Genomic DNA, 20,516 nt, shown 5'->3' with positions numbered 1-20,516 from the left:
GCTGCGGGCTATCCGCGGCAGAGCTTCAGGTTCGTGCGGGTGGCGCGGACCACGGGCAGGAAGATCTCGGCGTCGGCCGGCGGGTAGTTGTCCTTGATGCCGTCATCGGTGCGATCGGCATCCTCGGCCAGCGGCTGCAGGGTCTTGAGGCAGGCGGCGCGGTCGTTGAGCTTGAACTGCGTGAGCGCGAGGTCGTTGCGCAGCCAGGCCTTGGTGATCCAGTCGAGGGTCTTGTCGCAGTCCGACAGTACGGGAGCGAGGGTGGTCTGCGCGGCAGCGTAGTCCTTCGCGTCGTACTGGCGCTTGAAGGTCTTGCGCGAGTTGGCGACGGCCTTGTCGGTGCAGGCGGGGGTGGGGCGGGTGTAGGTGCCTTCGAAGCCGGCGCGTGCGCCGCAGTTGTCGCGGCATTGATCCGCGCCGTTGGTCGTGACCTGCACCTTGTCGGCGTTGACCGCGAAGTTCACCACGCACGCCGAGTCGTCGAGCTTGGCCTTGCCGCGCACGATGGTGCCGTCGAGTGCGCAGGTGTGTGCGTTGGCGCCGATGGTGGTGATGTCGAAGTGCCCGTCGGGCTTGACGCGTAGCGAGCCGCTGCCCCGTTCGTAGATGTAGTCGCCGGCCGGCGGCGTGGCGGTTTGCGCAGCGGCGAGGCCGGCGCAGGCGAGCAGGGCGAAGGGAAGGATGCTCTTGAGCTTCATCGTTGGAAATCTCCCGGGAAACGTGCCGCAGCGCAGTGTATCTATCGTTGCCGAAAGCTTCCTGAAATGGCCGGTTTGCGTCATCTCTGCCGCAGATGTCTTGACGTGGACAATGAGAATTCCTACCATTTAGGTGCCTGAATACGCAACACGTCGACAACGCAAAGGGCTCTTCCAACCAAGGAGCTTTTCGACCGTGCCGTACACCCTGCCAGCCTTGCCCTATGCCTTCGATGCGCTCGAACCGCACATCGACGCGCAGACGATGGAAATCCACCACGGCAAGCACCACCAGACCTATGTGAACAACCTCAATGCGGCCCTGAAAGACACGCCGCACGAGGGAACGCCGGTCGAAGAACTGATCGCCAACGTCGAGCAGCTGCCCGAGGCGCTGCGCGCGCCGGTGCGCAACAACGGCGGCGGGCACGCCAACCACAGCCTGTTCTGGACCGTGATGGCGCCAGTCGGGCAGGGCGGTGGCGGCACGCCTACTGGGGCGCTCGCGGAAGCCATCGACACCGACCTGGGCGGTTTCGACGCCTTCAAGGAGGCCTTCACCAAGGCCGCCCTCACGCGCTTCGGCAGCGGCTGGGCGTGGCTGTCGGCAGGCCCCGGCGGCAAGCTCGCCGTGGAGAGCAGCGGCAACCAGGACAGCCCGCTGATGCGCGGTATCGGCTCTGGCAACACGCCGATCCTCGGGCTCGACGTATGGGAGCACGCCTACTACCTCAAGTACCAGAACCGCCGCCCCGAATACATCGCGGCCTTCTACAACGTCGTGAACTGGGCCGAGGTGGCCCGGCGTCACGCCGCCGCGACCGGCGGCTGAGGAGCAGGCCCATGAACGAGCCGCAGCAGCGCGCGATGGCAGGACGGCAACCCAGGCAGGCCCGCCCGATCCGCGAGTGGGTCGGCTTCGCCATCGTCGCGGCCGGCGTGCTGGTGGGCGTGTTGCAGTTCTGGCAGTTCGTGCGCGGCGATCCGCTGGTATGGAATGCCTTGCTAGGCGGCTCGGTAGCCGCGCTGGCGACCGCGCTCGGCACGCTGCCGGTGCTGTTCTCGCAGAAGCTCCCGGAGCGGCTGCAGGACACGCTGTTCGGCTTCGGCGCCGGCGTGATGCTGGCGGCCAGCGCCTTCTCGCTGATCATCCCGGGCCTGGAGGCCGCAAAGAATGTGGGCGTGTTCGGCGGCGGCAACTGGGCGGCGGGCGGGGTGATCGGCTCCGCCATCCTGCTCGGCGGCATCGTGCTGATGCTGATGGACCGCGTGCTGCCGCACGAACACTTCATCAAGGGCCGCGAAGGCCAGGCCGCCAGGCAGCTGCGCCGCACCTGGCTCTTCGTGTTTGCGATCGCGCTGCACAACGTGCCCGAAGGCCTGGCCATCGGCGTGGGCTATGCGGCCAACAACGGGCTGCGCGCCGACGCGCTGGCCACCGGCATCGCAATCCAGGACGTGCCCGAGGGCCTGGTGGTCGCGGTGGCGCTGCTGGCCGCCGGCTACAGCCGCATGTTCGCGGTGCTGATCGGCATGGCCTCGGGGCTGGTGGAGCCGCTGGGTGCGGTGCTGGGCGCGGCCGTGGTCGGCCATTCGGCGATGCTGCTGCCCTGGGGACTTGGCTTTGCGGCAGGCGCGATGCTGTTCGTGATCAGCCACGAGATCATTCCCGAGTCGCACCGCAAGGGGCACGAAGCCTTTGCCACGAGCGGGCTGATGATCGGCTTCGTGCTGATGATGCTGCTGGACACCGCGCTGGCCTGACCAGCCCCGCGCGGTCAGCCGTGCTTGACGGCGACGGTTTTCAGCGTGGTGAAACCGTACAGCGCCTCGAAGCCCTTCTCGCGCCCGTAGCCTGAAGACTTCACGCCGCCGAAGGGCAATTCGACGCCTCCACCCGCGCCGTAGTTGTTGATGAACACCTGGCCGCTGCGCACGCGCTTGGCCATGCGGAACTGGCGCGAACCGTCGGCGGTCCACACGCCCGCCACCAGGCCGAACTGCGTTGCATTGGCGAGCGCGACCGCTTCGTCTTCGTCGGTGAAGGACATCGCGGCCAGCACCGGGCCGAACACTTCTTCCTGCGCCAGTCGATGCCCGACCGGCACGTCGCGCAGCAGAGTGGGCGCCTGGTAGAAGCCGGTCTCGGGTGCTTCCTCGACCACGATGCCCTGCGCCACCATCGGGATGCCGGCATGCTGCGCGTCGCTCAGGAAGTCCCACACGCGCTGCTGCTGCGTCTGGCGGATCAGAGGGCCAACGTCGAGGTCCATGGCCGCGGGGCCGACGCGCAGGGCTTCGAAGGCATGGCCCAGGCGCTCGAGCAGCGGCTCGTAGATGCCGCGCTGGATCAGCACCCGCGAGCCGGCCGAGCAGGTCTGGCCGGCGTTCTGCACGATCGCGTTGATGACCACGGGAATGGCCGCGTCGAGGTCGGCGTCCGCAAAGATGATCTGCGGGCTCTTGCCGCCCAGCTCCAGCGTGACAGGGCAATGCCGCTCGGCTGCCACCTGCTGGATCAGCGTGCCGATCTTCGGGCTGCCGGTGAAGCTGATGTGGTCGATGCCTTCGTGCCGCGCGAGCGCGTCGCCCACTTCATGGCCGTAGCCCGTCACGATGTTGAGCGAGCCGGCCGGAAAGCCGACCTCGGCTGCCAGCTGCGCCACGCGGATCAGCGAGAGGCAGGCGTCTTCGGCCGGCTTCACCACGCACACGTTGCCCGCCGCCAGGGCGCCGCCCACGCTGCGCCCGAAGATCTGCATCGGGTAGTTCCACGGAATGATGTGGCCGGTAACGCCGTGCGGCTCGCGCCAGGTGAAGACGCTGTAGCCGTCCTGGTAGGGGATGGTCTCGCCGTGCAGCTTGTCGCAGGCGCCGGCGTAGAACTCGAAATAGCGCACCAGCGCCACCGCGTCGGCACGCGCCTGCTTGACGGGCTTGCCGCAGTCGCGCTGCTCGATCAGCGCCAGTTCGTCGACGTGCTCGGCGATCTTTTGCGAGAGCTTGTAGAGCAGGCGGCTGCGGTCGGCGGCGCTGACCTTGTGCCACACACCCTCGAAGCAGTCGCGCGCGGCGCGCACGGCGGAGTCGATGTCGGCGGCATTGCTGCGCTGGATTTCGTCGAAGGCCTGGCCGTCGGAAGGATCGATGACCGGCAGGGTGCGGCCGGATGAGGACGGGACGTCCGCGTTGGCGATGTAGTTGAGCTGCATGGGGCTGGATTTTGCGCGAAGCACGCGCAATCCGTGGCCGGGCGGCCCGGCGTCCCTCTGCTCGTGTCTACTTGGCGGCGGTGGCCTTCGGCAGCGCCTTCACGGCATTCAACATGCGCTCCACGTGCTTGTCCGGATTCAGGTTCTGGTAGTAGTAGGCGACCTTGCCGTCTGGTGAGATCACGTACGACAGGCGGTTGGCAAAGTCCGGCCGCGTCTGCATCAGCGCGTCGAAACCCTGGATCACGGTCTTGTTCTCGTCCGACGCCACCGGAAATCGGCTCTGGCACGACTTGACCGAGAACTTCGACAGGGTACCTATGTCGTCCGCCGAGACGCCGATCACGGTGGCGCCCAGCGCGGCGAACTGGTCGACGGCTTCGGCGAAGGCGTGGGCCTCGATCGAGCAGTCGTTGGAATCTGCCGCAGGAAAGAAGTACAACACCACCGGTCCCTTGGCGAGCGCATCAGCCAGCGAGTAGCGGAAGGTCTTGCCGCCCAGGGCGGCGTTGGCGGTGAACTTGGGCACGGGGTCGCCGATGTCCAGGGCGGCCCAGGCAGGGTGGGCAAGGGCTGCAAAAATCGTCATCCATGCGATGCGATGGAGGTGCGAACGAGCCATGATGTAACTCCGAGCGATGTGGAGCGAATTCTAGGCTTGAGCATCCCCTGAATGGGCCTTTGAAACCGGCGCGGGCTGGCCGGCGTATTGAACACAACAACCGAAAAACGGCGGGAAGCACCAAGCAATGGGCGAACCATCATGAACACCTGGCTCTCGTTTCTGCGCATCGCGCTCGCGGGCGTCCTGATAGCGGCACTCGGCGCCTGCGGCTCGCTGCCGCCGGCGCGGGAGCGGCCCGCCGAGTTCGCCGCCTCGGCCGACCCATCGACCACGCTGGCGAAGATCGTCGCCGCCTCCACGCCGCCCGACGAGCACTCGGGGTTCCGGCTGATGCCGCTGGGCGTGTACTCGCTCGATGCGCGAATCCAGCTGGCTCAGCGGGCCCAGCGCTCGCTGGTGGTGCAGTACTACCAGCTCGAGAACGACGCCGTTGGCCGCCTGCTGCTGCGCACGCTGCGCGAGGCCGCAGGCCGAGGCGTGAAGGTGAGGGTGCTGGTGGACGACCTGTACACAGTGAAGAGCCAGCAGTTGCTGCTGGCGCTGTCCGAGACGCCCAATGTCGACGTGCGCCTGTTCAACCCGTTCTGCTGCGGGCGCAACGGTTTCCTCTCGCGCTTTGCGGCGTCGCCGTGGGAGATTCCGCGACTCAACCACCGCATGCACAACAAGCTCTTCATTGCCGACGGCGTGATGGCGGTGGTGGGCGGGCGCAACATCGCCGACGAGTATTTCGTGCTGAGCGAGGCGCAGAACTTCATCGACATGGACGCGCTGGTGGTCGGCAAGGTGGTGCCGCAGCTCGAGTCGATCTTCGACGCCTACTGGAACAGCGAACAGGTCTGGCCCATTGCCGACATCGTGACGGGCGAGGGCGGCCGCAAGCCGACCGGCACCGACTTCGACGACTGGGTGGGCATGGCCGCGCCGCCGCCGAAGATCGTGCTGCCGCCGTCCGACATCCTCGGCTACGGCCCCATTGCCGAAGAGCTCGACGGCGGCCGCATGGGCCTGCTGTGGGGCGAGGCCCGTGCCATCGCCGACCCGCCCACCAAGCCCGCGACCATGACAGCCGACGAGGCGATCTCCACCAGCGTGACGATGAAGGTCTGGGCGCTGCTGCTCGACGCCAAGACCGAGGTCGACATGACCTCGCCGTACCTGGTGCCGGGCGAGCGCGGCATGGAGGCCTTCGAGGACCTGACCCGGCGCAAAGTCAAGCTCACGTTGCTGACCAATTCGCTGGCCGCCAACGACGAGCCGCTGGTGCACACCGGCTACGCGCGCTATCGCGAGCGGCTGTTGCAAGGCGGGGCCGACCTGTACGAGCTGAGCCCGCAGCGCACCAGCGCAGGCGAGCGCTTCGGCATGTTCGGCAAGTCGCTCGGGCGGCTGCATGCCAAGACCGCGGCCATCGACAAGACACGCATCTTCATCGGCTCGATGAACCTCGACCCGCGCTCGGCCAGCCAGAACACCGAGATGGGGCTGGTGGTCGACAGCCCGCAGCTGGCGCGCGAGATGATGCGCGTCATCAACATCAGCAAGCTGCAGAACTCCTACCGGCTGCGGCTGGCCAAGGACACCGGCACGCTGCAATGGCTGACGAACGACGGCGAGAAAGAAGTGATCCTGACCTCGGAGCCGGAGTCGAGCTTCTTCCAGCGCTTCTACAACATGCTCATAGCGCCGATCGTTCCCGAGATGCTGTTGTAGCCTCGGGGGATGGCGCAGACCTTCACTTCGTTGTCCGCCCCGCAGGTCATGCTGTGGGGCGTGCTTTTTTTCGGCGGTATCTATCTCGGCTTCGGCGGCATCACGTGGCTGCTGACGAAACGCGTGCTGCCGGCGCTGGGCATCGGGCGCGAACTCGATCCGCGGCCGCTGCAGCCGGGGCAACTGCGGCGCGAGCTGGGGCAGTCGGGCGTGTCGGTGCTGATCTTCGGGCTGGGCATGGTGTTTCCGTGGGGGCTGCTTCAGCTCGGCTGGGCGCGGCTCGACGGCGATGCGGGGTGGCGGCAGATCGCGGTCGAGATCCTCGGGCTCGCGTTCTGGAACGACGTGCATTTCTGGATCAACCACCGATTGCTGCACACGCGCTGGCTGCGGCGCTTTCACGGGCCGCATCACCGTTCGTTCGTGACCACGCCGTGGGCGACCTACAGCTTTCATCCCGTCGAGGCGCTGATGCTCGGCAACGTGATCCTGCTGCCGATGGTGGTGCACGACTTCAGCTTCTGGTCGCTGGCGGCGGTGCCGGTGTTCAGCCTGTTCTTCAACTGCATCGGGCATTCGAACTACGACTTCTTCACGGGCGTGTCGTACAGCCACTGGTTCGCGGCAAGCCGCCGCCACCATCTGCACCATGCCGTGCACAACGGCAATTACGGTTTCCAGTTCACGTTCATGGACCGGCTCTTCAGGACGCGCATTGCGGCCGATGCAGCCGAGCCGGTGCTTCAGGCTTTCCGAAAGAAGCATGGCGCGACCGCGGCCTGACGCGAGCCGTCGCCTGCCGGGGCTGCGCCACTGGCGCGACTGGCAGAGCCTTGCCTACCTCGCCGCCTTGCCTGCGCTGGCGGCGTGGCAATGGCTCCACGGTTTCAACGCGCTGCTGTATGGGCTGATGCTGTTCCTGACGCTCGGCGTCGGCGTGATCCATCACAACCACGTGCACCTGCGCATGTGGCGCGGGCGGCGCATGAACCGGCTGACGGATTTCTGGATCACGCTGCTGCAGGGCCACCCGACCTTCGTGTTCTGGCCCGCGCACGTGGCCAACCATCATCGCCACCGGCACGGGCCGAGGGACGTGGCGCGCACCTACCGCTTCGGTGGCGACACCAATCATCTGCGGGGCTATCTGCTGCATCCGTTCCAGGCCGTGTGGGTGCTGATTCCGGTGTTCTTCGCGTGGCTGGCGCGGCTGCAGAAGCATCGGCGCGGCGCATGGCGCTACTGCATGGCGCAGTACGTGCTGTGGCTGGTCAGCTGGACGGTGCTGCTGGCGCTCGATTGGCGCAAGGCTCTGCTGTTTGTGATCGTGCCGCAGCTGCATGGCCTGCACTGGCTGCTGGCGACCAACTACCTGCAGCACGCGCACGCCGACGGCCGAAAACCCGTGCGCAAGGAGGCGCCGAGCGATACCTCGGGTAGCCAGCTGAACTACGCCCGCAATTTCGAGGGGCTGGTGAACCCCTTGCTGTTCAACATCGGCCTGCACACCGCACACCACGAGAACCCGCATGCCCATTGGTCCGAGCTCACGCATCTGCATCGCACGCGTTACCGCGCGCGGGTGGATCCTGTGCTCAACGAGGGCGGGCTGGTGCCGTACATGGTGCGCGTGTTCGTGCTGGGGACCGTGTGGCCGCGTTTTCGCAGCCGCCCGCTGATGCCTCCCGATTCATCCATCACCTGAACCATGCCTGTCTCATTCCAACGCGTCTATCTCGAAAGCGCCGGTTACTTCATGCCGGGCGAGCCCATTCCCAACGACCGCATGGACGCGTACATCGCGCCGCTGAACCGCATGTCGGAGCGCATCAAGCGGCGCATCCTGGCGGAGAACGGCATCCTCACGCGGCACTACGCCATCGATGCGGAAGGCGTGACGCAACACACCAACGCGCAGCTGGCGGCCGGCGCGATCCGCGATTGCCTGCGGCGGGGCGGGGCGGAGCTGTCGCGCGTGTCGCTGCTGGCCAGCGGCTCCTCGGGTGGCGACACGCTGATGCCGGGATTCGCCAACATGATCCAGGGCGAACTGGCGGCGCAGCCGATGGAAACGCATTCGGTGCACGGCATCTGCGCGGCGGGCGTGTCGGCGATCCAGGCTGCCGCGCAGGGCATCGAGCTGGGCGCGCACCGCTCGGCGATGGCGGTGGCGAGCGAGATGCCGTCGCGCCTCTTCAAGCGTTCGCGCTTCGCGGCGCGCGGCTATGAAACCGACTTCGACTCGCACTTTCTACGCTGGATGCTGTCGGATGGCGCGGGCGCCTTGCTGCTGTCCGACGGCACGCCCGCACTGGCCGGCGCGCCTGGGTTGCGCCTGAAGCTGAAGTGGGTGCATCAACGTGCGTTCTCGGGCGACTACCCGGTCTGCATGCAGCTGGGCCTGACCGAAGACCGCGCGCGCGGCCACCTCGACTTCGGCTCCTGGGCCGAGGCCGAGGCGGCGGGCGCCTTGTCGCTGCGGCAGGACATACGCCTGCTGCCGCATCTGTTCGACATCGGCATCCACGAGTACGCGGGGCTGGTGCGCGACGGCTGGGTCGATCCGAAGCGGGTCGATCACTTCCTGTGCCATTACTCCTCGGAGAAATTCATTCCGGTGGTCGAGGACCTGATGGCGAAGGCCGACCTGTCGATTCCGCGCGAGCGCTGGTGGAGCAACCTCGCATGGCGCGGCAACACCGGGGCAGCGTCGATCCTCGTGATGCTGGCTGAGTTCCTGCACACCAAGACGCTGAAGCCCGGCGAGCAGATCTTCTGCTACGTGCCGGAATCGGGGCGCTTCATGGCGGCGTACATGCTGCTCGAAGTCGAGGCAGCCGATGCGGCGCCCGTGGTGGTGGCGCCCCGAGCGGCAGCGGTGCCCGACGACGACCTAGTGATCGCCCCGCCGCACGATCCGACCGCCGCACCCGAAGGACTCGGCGTCTTGCTCACCGAGCTGGCCGCCATCTGGCACGACTACCGCTCGCGCGTCTGGCGCACGCCGCTGGTCCGCCAGATCCGCGAGCGCCGTTTTGCCGTGCCCGACTACCTGAACTGGATGGAGCAATGGGTGCCGCAGGTGCGCGAGGGCAGCCTGTGGATGCGCGAAGGCGCCGCCTCGCTGAGCGAGCCGTACCAGGTGCTGGCCTCGCTGATCGGCGTGCACGCGGGCGAGGAGCAGAACGACTTCAACATCCTCTTCAGCGATTACCGCAAGGCGGGCGGCACGGTCGAGCGCATCGAGGACCTGCGCCGCAACCCGGGCGGCGAGGCGCTCAACGCCTATCTGCACGGCCTGGCCGCCACGCGCGACCCGATCGGCCTGCTGGGCGCGATCTACATCATCGAGGGCACGGGCCAGCGCATCGTGCCGGCGCTGTTGCCGCTGCTGAAGGCCAGCCTGAAGCTGCCGCCCGATGCCTTCCGTTTTCTCGAATACCACGGCCACAACGACGAGCACCACCTGAGCCGCTGGCTCACGGCGGTCGAAATGGTGATGGCCGTGGAAGGGCAGGCGCGCGCCGCCCGCCAGATCACAGACACCGCGCGCCACACGGCCGCGCTGTACCTGATGCAGTTCCAGCACATCACGGAGCGTATGCCCCATGGATCGAACACCTGATTTCCTGACGCAGGCGCACGACGAGCGCGACCCCAGCCCCTGGCTCGCGCTGTACCTCGACCAGAGCACGCCGCTGCCCGACAACGTCAAGGCGGCGTGGCTGGCCGATTCGAGTTCGGGCTCGCGGCAGTATCTGCTGCCGTTCCTGCGGCCGATCGCGCGGCTGACGATCATCCTGATCCAGATCGTGAAGGTGTTCGTGCCGCGCAACTGGTCGCATTCGATGCTGCTGCACCGGTTTCTGGCCTGGGGGCTGAAGCGCTTCGTGTCGCCGGAGGCCAACTGGCTCATCCTGCGGCACTTTCACCTGGGCTCGCAGGTGCTGGCCTTCATCGGGCGGAATTCGCCGGCTCCGGTGGCCACCAATCCGCTGGAGCCGGCCGACATAGACGCGCTGAAGGACGAGATGTTCCTGAAGCACGACCTGAACCTCTTCAACTTCGTGATCCGGCTGAACAAGGCGCTGCGCGACAAGGGCGTGGCGCTGTGCAAGGCGGAGAAGGTCGATTTCTCGATGATCAGGGAGCCAGGGCTGCGGCTGGAGGACATGCCCCAGGGCAAGCTCAATTTTCTCGACCTGCAGAGCGCCATCGAGCTGTTCACGCCGCTCTACCAGCTGATGCTCACGGACAACGATTTTTGGCGCGCGGCCAATTCCTTGCAGCTGGACGAAACCATCGGCATCTACACGGCGACGCTCCTGAACGCGCCCGAACACCTGATCCTGGTCAACAACAAGCATCCGCTGGTGCCCCTGTCGACCCTGCGGGCGGGGCACCGGCTGGTGATCCACGGGCTCTCGACCGAGATGCTGCACAGCCTGCTCCAGCGGATGCAGGCGGCGCAAAAGGCGGGGGAGCCGGAGACATCCCTATACGAGCAGCCACTTGCATAGGCGTATGCTGCCCCCAGATGGAAACCATGAACACGACCGATAATCCGTCTCCCAAGACCGATCTGGCAGTGACCCACGTGCTGGCGCAACTGCTGGAAAAGCTTGAGCACAGCCCTGTGCCCGTAGGCGCAGAGCAGTACCGCTCCGTGGTCGAGCACCTCGTGCATGAGTTCGAGGACGTCGAGCAGGGCGCCGAACTAGGCCGCCTGCTCGATGCCTATCCGGCCGCGGCCGAGGTGTACGAGAACCTCAATTACAAGCACGCCGGGCTTTGCCGCTCGGCGTTGGACGCTTCCCTGGCCGCTGAAATCAGCGCACGGGAAGCCATTGCACGCGCAATGCGCAGTGCATAACTGAACAGCAAGGACAAGACGCATGGCGAAGGGTGAAGTGAAGACGGCAGTGGTGGCGGATGGGCTGCGTTACAAGTCCAAGACGCCGGGTTCGCCGTTCCGCGCCTCGGCGTCGTTCAGCGGCGCGACCATGTCGTGCTTCATGTGCGGCAAGCACCGCGTGCGCTCGCAGCTGCGTACGCGCCAAGTGCTGGGCAAGTCCCAGACCGTGTGCGCGCCTTCCTGCAAGGCGCTCGACGAATCCCTCGAATAGGGGATTGACCCCGGCTGCTGGCAGTGCGCCTGCTAGCACATTGGGGAGGCATTTTGGAGACATTTCCTCGTGCATAAGTCACGGAATGGCCTTCCGCATTGCCGGCAATCGTTATACAGTTGGACACAAATGATGCATGTAATTGCATGTAATCTAAAGTTCTACTAGTAGCCGATTTCCAATGAATTGCAGCCACACCGTCGACGCCCCTCGCGGGACATGGAATTCAACGCTTGCAAAGGGGCCCTGCCATGGCTAAGTCGCGCCACGTGGTCATGCAGGTGGTCAAGCGCTCGTCCGGCAGCGCCACGCACCACGTCGAATTCCTGATGGACGACAACTTCGCCGAGCGCCTGCGGCAGTTGCGTTCGCTGGTGCCACCCCTGGGCAGCCTCAACAAGCAGCGCGACCTCGTGATCGACAAGGTGCGCGTGCGCCTGCCCAATGCCATCTGGCGCTCGGGCAACGAGATCGAGATGGACGGCGGGGTAGACGGCTCCTGCATCGTCATCGCCGCCGAAGGCTCGTTCAACTGCGGTGGCAAGGACCGCAAGACGCGCGAGAAGCTCGTGACGTACAACTTCTCGATCGCGCGCCTGATCGAGTTGCATGCCGAGCGCCCGGAGGGCGAGACCTTCTACATTCGCGACGGTGTGTTCGCCAACGACGAGCCGGCCGAATCGCCCGCAGGCCGCTGGGTTGCGTCGATGCACGAGCTCGAAGTGGTGATGCGCGTGCCGGATGCTCCGTCCGATTTCGACACCCTGCACGACCTGACGCTGCGCCCCGAGCAGCAACAGCAGGCCGGCAGCGGCGCGCCGCACCGCGCCAATTTCTACTGAATTTCTTGCCCGTCAGCCGGCAGCGGCCGCCTCAGGCGCCGAGCCCACTGGCGTGTACTGCGCACGGTTGTCCGCCAGCCAGCGCTCCGACAGGCTGCTGTCCTGCTGCATCGGATGGAAGTCCGCGCGCAGGTAGCTGCGCCAGCCGGCCAGGTTGCCGCGCAGCAGGCCGTCGCGGCTCAGCAGGATGCGCGCGGCGCTCTTCCAGGTCGACCATTTCCACAGTTGCTTTTCGTGGCGCAGGTTGTCGATGGTCTGGTGCATCAGGTCGCCCAGGAACATCATCGTCACGCGGCGGAACCAGCGCGTGCGCCATTCGTCGGAGCCACCCGCGGCCTGGTAGACGTCGAAGGCCACGCTCTTGTGCTCCAGCTCTTCCGCGCTGTGCCACAGCCACATGGTGCGCAGCCGGGGCTCGGCGCCGTCGAGGACCTGCGGGTGCGCCAGCAGCCACTCAGCGAACATCGCCGTGAAATGCTCGGTGGCCGCCGTCACCGCCAGCGCGTGGCGTGGGTCGGCTTCTTCCATCAGGGCCATGCGCTTGCTGGCGCGCGCCGTCCAGCCGTCGACCAGGCCCTGGCTTTCCAGATGGTTGTTGAAGAGCGAATGAATGCGCCGGTGCGTGGCTTCCTGCCCGATGAAGCCGCGCACGTCGGCCTTGTGTTTTTCCTGTATTTCGGCCGGCAGCGTGGCTACGGCGTCGCGCACCGCGTCGATGAAGAACTGCTCGCCGAAAGGGAAACTCATCGACAGGGCGTTGAAGAAAGCGGTCGAGAATGCATCGCCGCCGCACCAGTTGCGGGCAAAGGGCGGTTGCAGGTCGATCAGAAGGCGGCGGACAACGAGATCGGTCATGAAGCAAGCCTCGGGAAAAGCAGAGCTGCGTGGATGGATGGTTGGTACAAATCAGTACCGCATGCCGCCATGTTGCAATTGTGAATTGGTACTGTCAAGTACCGAGACGTAGGAAAATGTGCCGTTCATGAGCGAAACCATCGAAAAAGCAGCCCCTTCCAAGTCCGCCGAGGGCCCAGGGAGCGAGCACTACAAGCGTCTGCTGCAGGGCATGGCGCACGCCGTGGCAGCCAAGGGCTACGCCGAGACAACCATTGCCGACATCGTGCGCGAGGCCGCCGTGTCGCGCCGCACTTTCTACGAACACTTCAGCACCAAGACCGAGTGCCTGATCGCACTCTACGAAACCGCCAGCCGGCTCGCGCTGCAGGCGGTGAGCGAGGCCTTCGACCCGGTGCAGCCCTGGCATGCGCAGGTCGAGCAGGCCATGACCGCGTACTTCGATTACCTCGCGCAAGACCCGGTGCTGCTGCGCACGCTCTTCGTCGAGATCCTGGGGCTCGGCATGCCGGGCCTGGTGGTGCGGCGCCGGGTGAACGACGAGATCGCCAACTTCATCCAGGTGGCGATCAACAGCAGCGACAGCGCGGATGGCCCCGCCGTGCACCTGACGAGCGAGATGGCAATGACCGTGGTCGGCGGCATCAACGAACTGGTGTTGCAGGCCATCGAGCAGGACCGCGCGGGCGACCTGCGCGAACTGGTGGCGCCCGCCACGCGGCTGGTGCGCGCCGTGGCGGCCGAGAGCCAGCGCTAGACGCGCTTCGACCCGGCGGTGCGCTGGGTGGCCGCGAGCCACAGCGCCAGCAGCCCCGCAAGAGTCAGCGACAGCAGCATGCCGAGGTAGGGCAGCACGTCATGCAGCGGCGCGCCCATCTGGTTGAGCCGCAGCGAGGCCTGTATGCCCGCCGTGCTCGGGAAGAGCCAGCGCAGTGCCTGCAGCGGCCCCGGCAAGGCCTCCACTGGCCACGAGAAGCCCGAGAGAAAGGCCATCGGCAGGGCGGTGAACAGCAGCACCTGCAAGGCCCGCTCGCGGTCTCGGAACCAGCAGCCGAGCACCAAGCCCAGCGTGCAGATCGCCGGCACGTAGAACGCGAGCAACACCAGCGCGCCGAGCGGATTGCCACCGCGCGGGTAGTCCTGCAAGAAGAACACCCAGCCGAAATAAAAAAGCCCGCTCAGAAAGCCGAACGCCGAGAGCGCCCCCAGCCGGCCCAGCCAGGCTCCCATCGACGCCCGCAGCCGCCCCGCCTCGGCCCAGGTGCCAGCCAGCATCGCCACGCCCATCAGCAGCGTCTGCTGCAGGATCAGCAGTGCCACTGCCGGCACCACGTAGCTGCCATAGCCTTCGGTCGGGTTGAACAGCGCGACCAGCTGCGTGTTGAGCGGACTGCGGCTGCGCGCCGCCTGGATCGCGCTCTGGCCGCCAGCCTGCAGCTTGCGGATCTCGACCCCGGCCGACACCGTACCCACGGCCTCCGAGAAGCCATACAGCACCGCTTTGTTCAACAGCGCATAGGCGCCGTTGCCTTCGATGGTGACGACGGCCGAGGTGCCGCGCAGCACATCGCGCTTGAGGTCGGCCGGCAGCAGCGCATAGCCTTCGATGTCGCCGCGCCACAGCGCCTGCTGCGCCTCGTGCACATCTCCCGTGACCATGCGCACGTCGAGCCGCGGATTGGCCAGCGCGAAGCGCGCGATCTGCCGCGACAGCGCTGTGTGGTCCTGGTCGACCACTGCCACCGGCACGCGCGCCACGGCCTGCGTGCCATAGGGCCACGGGTAGAAGAAGCCGTAGATGATGGGCGCGAGCAGCATGATCAGCAGCACGCCCTTGTCGCGCAGCACGGCGAGCGCGGTGTCGCGCCATGCGGCGCCGAGGTGGAGCTGTTCGTCAGTCATCACCGTCCACCCCAACTGTCGGGCGCTCCGGCCGCGCGCACCAGCGCACCGGCGGACGCGGCAAGCAGCACGCCCGTGCCCAGCACCATCCACAGCGGCGTGGCGACCGAATACACCACCGGCGCGCCCATCTGCAACTGCTCCATCTGCACGCGGATGTAGTGCGTGTAGGGCAGCAGGCCGGCCCATATCTGCGCTAAGAAGGGCATCGCGACCAGCGGAAAACCCACGCCACCGAACGCGAAGGCCGGCGCCGTGATGAAGCCCGTAGCCGAAAGCGCAGTGCGCAGCGAACGCGTGAATGCCGCCGCGAAAGCCCCGAGCGCAATCGACAGCGCCAGGAACACAACCAGCGCAAACAGCGTCCACCCGAGCGAACCGACCGGATGCCACCCGCGACCCGCGGTGATCCACAGCATCGCCGCGATGGCCACCGCCGAAAGGCTCGCGAACGGCAGCGCCAGCTTGCCCGCCAGCGCTGCCAGCGCCTCGTGCCATCGTGGCGCGGCGCCCAGCCACTCGCCGATGCTGCGGTCGCGCAGCTCGCGCCCCACGGCCCAGGCGCCGGCCGTCATCGCAAGAATGTGCAGCAGCGCCGGAATCAGCGCCGCGCCGAGAAACTGCTCGTAGTCGGTCGAGGTGTTGAACAGCGCCACCATGCTCGCCTTGATCGGCTCCATGCTCACGCGCGCCGCCGTCATCGACTCGCCGCGCTTGTTGCGCACCGTGAGCTCGACCCCGCCCGAAACCGTGGCCACGGCAGTGCGCACGTCGCGCTGGATCAGGCTCGAATGCGTGCCGAGCTGCGCGTTGTGCAGCAGCACGACCTGCCCGACGCGGCCCTGCTTGACGTCACGGCTCAGGTCGCGCGGCAACTGCACCGCCGCGTCGACCGCGCCGCTGGTCAGGGCGCGCGCCATCTCGCCTTCGTCGCCGTACCGCTGCACCACGCGCAAGCCGGGCGTGGCGTCCAGAAAGCGCACCAGCTGGCGCGAGAGCGACGAGTGGTCCTGGTCGAGCACGCCGATTGGCAATCGCTCGGGCAGGCCGGCAGAGAAGATCCACCAGATCAGGAACACCGCCAGCAACGGCACCCACGAGACCATCGCCAGGTCCCAGGGGCGCGTGCGCAGCAGCGCGAACTCGCGCCGTGCGCTGGCTGCGGAAAAGCCGCGCAGGCTCATCGCGAACTCAGTCGACCAGCACGCTCATGCCGGGCCGAGCGCCGTCGATGGGCTTGAGCGGCCGCGCACGGACCTCGAAGGTGCGCACGTCGAAGCCGGTGCCGCCGCGCGTGGCGCGCCACGTCGCGAAGTCGGGCAGCACTGCGCTGTAGTAGACCTTGAAGCGGGCCGTGCGCCTGTCTTCCGGCAGCGCGGGCAGGCGCGCATCGAATTCGTTGCCGAGCGCGAAGCGGGCGAGCCGGTCTTCGCGCACGTTGAGCACCACCCACTGGTCGCTCAGGTCGACCACCGTGACCACGGCCACGCCCTGCGGCGACAGCTCGCCGACCTTGGCCAGCACCTTGGCCACCTCGCCCCCGACGGGGCTGCGTAGCTCGGTCTCGGCCTTGGCGGCTTCGGCCTCGGCTACCACGCCGGCGACCTGGCGCACCTGCGCGCTGGCGGCTGTCTTGTCTTCGGGGCGGGCGCCGATGCGTGCCATGTCGTACTGCGCCTTGGCGGCAATGGCGGCGTCGCGCGAGGCCTTCCAGTTGGCTTCGGCCTCGTCGCGTTTCTGGTCGGCCACCAGGCCTTCGCGCGCAAGTCCGTCGACACGGCGGTACGAGGTCTGCGCCAGCTGGGCCGCGGTTTCGGCGCGCTGCCACTGCATGCGCGCCATCTCGACCTCCTGCGGGCGCGCGCCGTTCTGCGCCTTGTCGGCGACGGCCTGCGCGGCCTGTTCGGCGGCAGTGGCCTGTGCGAGCTTGGCGCGCACTTCGGGGCTGTCCATGCGCACCAGCACCGCGCCGGCCTGTATGCGGTCGCCTTCCTTCACCGGCACTTCGGCGATACGCGCCGTCACCTTGCCGGCAACATCGGTCTCGCGCGCCTCCATCTGGCCCTGGAACACCTCGGGGGCGGGCTGCGAGGCGCGCCAGAAACCCCAGATGAGCACCGCCAGCACGAGCAGGGCGGCGAGTATCGCGATCAGTTTTCGGGTCTTGGCACTCATCATCAATTCACCTTCACGTCGGCACGCGCGATGTAGTCGGAAAACCTTTCGGAAAGGCCCGCGCTTTCGAGCAGCTGCGCAAGCGCTTGCACGTAGTCGTTGGCGGCCTGCGCGCGTTCGGTCAGCACCTTGGCCTGGTTGGTTTCGGCGTCGATCAGGTCGAGCGTGGTGCTCGTGCCTTCGCGCAAGCCCGAGGTGCGCAGCTTCACGACCTCTTGCGCCAGCTCCACCGAGGCCTTCATCTCGAGGTATTGGCGGCGCGCGTTCTCCAGCGCGCGCCAGTTGCGTTCGACCAGCAGCGAGATGTCGCTGCGCGCCTGAGCGTCGGTGCGCTCGGCCTGCTCGACCTGCTTGAGTGAAGCAGCCGACAGGGCGTCGCGGTCGACCGAGTCGTACAGCGTCCAGCGCACGCCGAGGCCGGCCACCCAGTCGGCGTTGCCGCCCTTGAGTTCGCGCGTGCCGAAGGCAATGACCTGCGGGCGGCGCAGCGCCTCTTCGCCTTCGTGCAATTGCTCGGCCTGCGACTTCTTGGCCGCGACCTTGCCCAGGCCCGGGTGCCGCGTAAGCGCCGAGTCGATGAAATAGCCGAGCGGTTCGATCGGCGTGCTGATGAGAAAGAGCGGCGTCTGCGGCGCCACGCTGCCGTCGGCGCGCACCGTGCGGGCCAGGGCCACGGCGGCGAGCGCCGCGTCGTTCTCGGCCTTGCGCGCATTGCGCCGCGCCTCTTCGTACGCTGCGCTGGCCTGCAGCCGCTCGACGCGCGAGATCACGCCGGCCGCGAGCATCTTCTGCGCCGCTGAATCATGTTGTGCGATCGTTCGCTCGGCCTGTGCGCGCAGCGTGGCCGCGCGCTGCGCGAGCTGGGCGCCGAAGTAGCGCTGCACCAGCAGGGTGTCGACCTCGTGGCCGGCCTGCTCGGCATCGGCCTGCGCTTCGCGCGTCTGCGCCGAGACGAAGCCGCGCACAGCATCGGTCGCGCCGCCGACGTAGAGCGGCCACACGGCCGAGATCGATGTGTTGGCGCCGGTGTCGTGGCGGTTGAGCGTGTAGCTGTTGGGCAGCTGCGGAATCGGCACGCGCGCGATCACGCTCTGGATGGACGACGGCAGCGCCGAGCCGATCTGCCCGAATTTCTGGTTGAGCGGATCGAGGTCGAGGTTCAGGTTCGCGTTGTACGCGTAGGCCAGCCCCGAGACGCTCACAGTCGGGCCGCCGAGCCCCTTGAGGCCCTGGCCCTGCAGTTCCTTCGACTCGACCGCCGCGCGAGCCGCGGCCAGCTTGTCGGAGCGATCGAGCATGCGGGCGCGGGCCGCTTCGAAGCTCAGCGACAGAGTGTCGTCGTTGCGGGCCTGGGCTTGCGCGAAAGCCGCGGTGCCCAGCACCAGCAGTGCCGGCAGCAGGTAGAGAGAAGGAGAAAGGGCTTGGCGGCAGCGTGTCATCGTTTCAAGGGGCTGTTCAGATCTGCACCGTTGGCCGGTAGTCCGCCAGCAGCACTTCCTTCCATTTGCCGAACAGCGCCATCAGCCCGACGGCCACTGCGCCCGACAGCACCACCACCCAGCATGCATGCGCCCATCCGTCGTCGAAGGCACCGAACATCACCGCGCGAAAGGCCTGCACTACCCAACTGAACGGCAGCCAGCTGTGCACAGTGCGGAAGAAGCCGGCCGAAAGCTCCACCGGCAGCACCCCGCCACCGGCCGACAGCTGCAGCGTGAGCAGCAGCACCGTAAGGATGCGGCCGAAGTCGCCGAACACATGCAGGATCGCGAACAGCACCACCAGGAAGACCAGTGAGGCCAGCGCCATCGTGAGCGCCAGGGCGGCCACGTGCGGCGCCTGCACCTGCAGCACGCCCAGCAGCGTGGCCAGCACCAGCGCCACCTGCAGCAGCACGATCAGCGCCGGCATGGTGATCTTGCCGAGCGTCTTGGCGAGCTTCGGGTAGTGGGTGTGGTCCGCCAGCACGATGCGGATGTTGAACAGGTAGCCGGCCATCACCGCGCCGATCCACAGCGCCACCGACACCATGTTCGGCACGAAGGCGCTGCCGTTGTTGTCCACCGGTGCCACCACCTCGACCTTGGGCTCGACCGAGTCGGCCAGCCCCGACGCGCTGCCCTGGATGCGGGTGATCGAGGCGGGCAGGGCGGCTTCGATGGTGCGCACGCCGGTCAGCAGGCGCTGCGCGCCTTGCGCAAGCTGAGCGCCACCCTGCACGAACTCGTCGAGCTTCTTGTCCGCCGGCAGCTTGCCGGCCATGGTGCGGATGCCGCCGGACAGCGCCCCCATGCCGTCGGTGAGCTTGCCCACGCCGCCGTCGAGCGCAGTGGCGCCGGCCGCGAGCTTGTGATTGCCGTCCTGTGCCTTGGCCATGGCCCCCTGCGCCTGATCGATGCCGCCGCGCAGCTTGTCGGCGCCGGCCGCGAGCTCGCCCGCTCCCTTGGCGATGCGCTCGCCCACGAAGGGGATGTCGGCGGAATCCTTCTGCATCTTGCGCGCGCCGTCGCCGAGCTGGCCGGCACCGGCTTCGAGCTGGCCGAGTCCGTCGCCGATCTGCGCGAGCCCGCTGCCGAGTTCGCGTTGGCCTGCCGCGAGTTGCTGCGAGCCGGCCTTCAGTGCACGCAGGTCAGCGTCGGCCGGCAGCTTCGATTCGATGGTGCGGATGCCGCCGTTCACCTGCTTGAACCCGCTGCTCACTTGCTGCGCGGCGGCGCTGTATTGGGCCGCGCCGTTGGCCAGCGTCTGGCTGCCGTCGCGCAGCTCCAGCAGGGCCTGCTTGAGCTTGTCGAGCCGCTGCTGTGAGCCGGAGGCCGCATTCAGCACCAGCCCCCAGCGCTGCTCGTTGAGCATCTCGTTGACCTGGTGCCCCAGCTCACCCGCGAAACGCCGCGCCAGGCCGGCCGAGCTGTAGTTGTTGCCTTCGGAGGTGTAGACCACCAGTTGCCCGGCGCCGCGCTGCGCACCCGGTACCGCGTTGGCGCTGAAGTCGGCTGGAATCAGCAGCGCAAAGGCCAGCGTGCCGCGCCGAACCTCGGCGCGCGCGGCTTCGGCGTCGGTCATCGCGCGGAAGCCGAAGGCGCGCTTGTCGAGCAGGGTGTGCGTGAGTTCGTCGCCGACATTGACGGTGCGCGACATGTAGGTCACGCCCTGGTCCTGGTTGACGATGGCGGCGGGCAGGTCGGCCGTGTGCCCGGCCGGGTCCCACACGCTCGTGAGGTAGATCAGCGCATAGAGCGCCGGCACCACGCCGACCGCCACCACGGCCAGCAGGATGCGCGGAAAGCGCCGCACGATCGCCAGCTCGGCCCGGGCGATGGCCCAGGTACCGGCGAACAGTGCGTGAAGGTATCGCATGGGGCTAGGAG

The 20,516-nt window shown here is 67.3% G+C and carries 20 protein-coding genes; 11 read left to right on the top strand and 9 right to left on the bottom strand.

Annotated features, from left to right (window positions below):
* Nucleotides 1–8: 8 nt before the first annotated feature.
* On the bottom strand, nucleotides 9–698 hold the full coding sequence (locus BLW48_RS36015; protein WP_093174090.1) for a hypothetical protein: 690 nt from the start codon (nucleotides 696–698) through the stop codon (nucleotides 9–11).
* A gap of 196 nt (nucleotides 699–894) precedes the next feature.
* Here BLW48_RS36015 and BLW48_RS08890 point away from each other — a divergent pair, with 196 nt between their 5' ends.
* Together BLW48_RS08890 and BLW48_RS08885 are read left to right on the top strand one after the other, a co-directional pair.
* On the top strand, nucleotides 895–1,530 hold the full coding sequence (locus BLW48_RS08890; protein WP_093174088.1) for a superoxide dismutase: 636 nt from the start codon (nucleotides 895–897) through the stop codon (nucleotides 1,528–1,530).
* An 11-nt stretch (nucleotides 1,531–1,541) separates the two neighbouring features.
* Nucleotides 1,542–2,462 carry a ZIP family metal transporter gene (locus tag BLW48_RS08885; protein ID WP_177142301.1) on the top strand — a complete coding sequence of 307 codons (921 nt, stop codon included), beginning with the start codon at nucleotides 1,542–1,544 and terminating at the stop codon, nucleotides 2,460–2,462.
* Between the two features lie 14 nt (nucleotides 2,463–2,476).
* On the opposite strand, the gene BLW48_RS08880 is transcribed toward BLW48_RS08885, so the two are convergent.
* A complete protein-coding gene (locus BLW48_RS08880) occupies nucleotides 2,477–3,910 on the bottom strand; it encodes an aldehyde dehydrogenase family protein (protein WP_093174086.1) in 1,434 nt (477 codons plus the stop codon).
* Nucleotides 3,911–3,977: 67 nt separating this feature from the next.
* Entirely contained in the window at nucleotides 3,978–4,532 is a 555-nt protein-coding gene (locus tag BLW48_RS08875) for a peroxiredoxin (protein ID WP_093054369.1), read from the bottom strand.
* A 141-nt stretch (nucleotides 4,533–4,673) separates the two neighbouring features.
* Between BLW48_RS08875 and BLW48_RS08870 the strand changes: the two genes are divergently transcribed.
* The 8 genes from BLW48_RS08870 to BLW48_RS08835 all read left to right on the top strand — a co-directional run bounded on the left by BLW48_RS08870 (nucleotide 4,674) and on the right by BLW48_RS08835 (nucleotide 12,216).
* The gene (locus BLW48_RS08870) at nucleotides 4,674–6,248 is read left to right on the top strand and encodes a phospholipase D family protein (RefSeq protein ID WP_093174085.1); all 1,575 of its coding nucleotides are present in this window, start codon (nucleotides 4,674–4,676) and stop codon (nucleotides 6,246–6,248) included.
* 9 nt (nucleotides 6,249–6,257) lie between these two features.
* A complete protein-coding gene (locus BLW48_RS08865; RefSeq protein WP_093054373.1) occupies nucleotides 6,258–7,031 on the top strand; it encodes a sterol desaturase family protein in 774 nt (257 codons plus the stop codon).
* Complete coding sequence (locus tag BLW48_RS08860; RefSeq protein ID WP_093174083.1) at nucleotides 7,012–7,953, top strand: fatty acid desaturase; 942 nt, start codon at nucleotides 7,012–7,014, stop codon at nucleotides 7,951–7,953. Before BLW48_RS08865 ends, BLW48_RS08860 begins: the two co-directional genes overlap by 20 nt.
* Nucleotides 7,954–7,956: 3 nt before the next feature.
* Nucleotides 7,957–9,873, top strand: a complete 1,917-nt coding sequence (locus BLW48_RS08855) for a StlD/DarB family beta-ketosynthase (protein ID WP_093174080.1) — start codon at nucleotides 7,957–7,959, stop codon at nucleotides 9,871–9,873.
* Entirely contained in the window at nucleotides 9,857–10,768 is a 912-nt protein-coding gene (locus BLW48_RS08850) for a DUF6999 family protein (protein WP_093054379.1), read from the top strand. The genes BLW48_RS08855 and BLW48_RS08850 overlap by 17 nt, the downstream gene beginning before the upstream one ends.
* Nucleotides 10,769–10,785: 17 nt before the next feature.
* Nucleotides 10,786–11,121 carry a hypothetical protein gene (locus BLW48_RS08845; RefSeq protein ID WP_093054381.1) on the top strand — a complete coding sequence of 112 codons (336 nt, stop codon included), beginning with the start codon at nucleotides 10,786–10,788 and terminating at the stop codon, nucleotides 11,119–11,121.
* Nucleotides 11,122–11,143: 22 nt separating this feature from the next.
* The gene (locus tag BLW48_RS08840) at nucleotides 11,144–11,374 is read left to right on the top strand and encodes a hypothetical protein (RefSeq protein ID WP_007836713.1); all 231 of its coding nucleotides are present in this window, start codon (nucleotides 11,144–11,146) and stop codon (nucleotides 11,372–11,374) included.
* A 251-nt stretch (nucleotides 11,375–11,625) separates the two neighbouring features.
* Nucleotides 11,626–12,216, top strand: a complete 591-nt coding sequence (locus tag BLW48_RS08835; protein WP_093054383.1) for a hypothetical protein — start codon at nucleotides 11,626–11,628, stop codon at nucleotides 12,214–12,216.
* A gap of 12 nt (nucleotides 12,217–12,228) precedes the next feature.
* Here BLW48_RS08835 and BLW48_RS08830 read toward each other — a convergent pair whose 3' ends face one another.
* The gene (locus tag BLW48_RS08830) at nucleotides 12,229–13,071 is read right to left on the bottom strand and encodes a metal-dependent hydrolase (protein ID WP_093174078.1); all 843 of its coding nucleotides are present in this window, start codon (nucleotides 13,069–13,071) and stop codon (nucleotides 12,229–12,231) included.
* A gap of 127 nt (nucleotides 13,072–13,198) precedes the next feature.
* Here BLW48_RS08830 and BLW48_RS08825 point away from each other — a divergent pair, with 127 nt between their 5' ends.
* A complete protein-coding gene (locus BLW48_RS08825; RefSeq protein ID WP_093074921.1) occupies nucleotides 13,199–13,828 on the top strand; it encodes a TetR/AcrR family transcriptional regulator in 630 nt (209 codons plus the stop codon).
* Here BLW48_RS08825 and BLW48_RS08820 read toward each other — a convergent pair.
* From BLW48_RS08820 to BLW48_RS08800, 5 genes are read right to left on the bottom strand one after another with little or no spacing between them, the layout of a single operon-like run.
* Nucleotides 13,825–14,973, bottom strand: a complete 1,149-nt coding sequence (locus BLW48_RS08820) for an ABC transporter permease (protein WP_093174076.1) — start codon at nucleotides 14,971–14,973, stop codon at nucleotides 13,825–13,827. The genes BLW48_RS08825 and BLW48_RS08820 overlap by 4 nt on opposite strands.
* On the bottom strand, nucleotides 14,973–16,157 hold the full coding sequence (locus tag BLW48_RS08815) for an ABC transporter permease (RefSeq protein ID WP_093174074.1): 1,185 nt from the start codon (nucleotides 16,155–16,157) through the stop codon (nucleotides 14,973–14,975). Before BLW48_RS08815 ends, BLW48_RS08820 begins: the two co-directional genes overlap by 1 nt.
* A gap of 7 nt (nucleotides 16,158–16,164) precedes the next feature.
* On the bottom strand, nucleotides 16,165–17,151 hold the full coding sequence (locus BLW48_RS08810; protein WP_093174072.1) for an HlyD family secretion protein: 987 nt from the start codon (nucleotides 17,149–17,151) through the stop codon (nucleotides 16,165–16,167).
* Entirely contained in the window at nucleotides 17,151–18,587 is a 1,437-nt protein-coding gene (locus BLW48_RS08805; protein ID WP_093174070.1) for a TolC family protein, read from the bottom strand. Before BLW48_RS08805 ends, BLW48_RS08810 begins: the two co-directional genes overlap by 1 nt.
* A gap of 16 nt (nucleotides 18,588–18,603) precedes the next feature.
* On the bottom strand, nucleotides 18,604–20,505 hold the full coding sequence (locus BLW48_RS08800) for a YhgE/Pip domain-containing protein (protein ID WP_093074906.1): 1,902 nt from the start codon (nucleotides 20,503–20,505) through the stop codon (nucleotides 18,604–18,606).
* Between the last annotated feature and the right edge of the window lie 11 nt (nucleotides 20,506–20,516).

The sequence above is a fragment of the Variovorax sp. YR266 genome, from assembly GCF_900107295.1.
Taxonomy (GTDB): domain Bacteria; phylum Pseudomonadota; class Gammaproteobacteria; order Burkholderiales; family Burkholderiaceae_C; genus Variovorax.
Note: the sequence above shows the minus strand (reverse complement) of the source record. Positions and strands in the feature narration are given on the sequence as shown.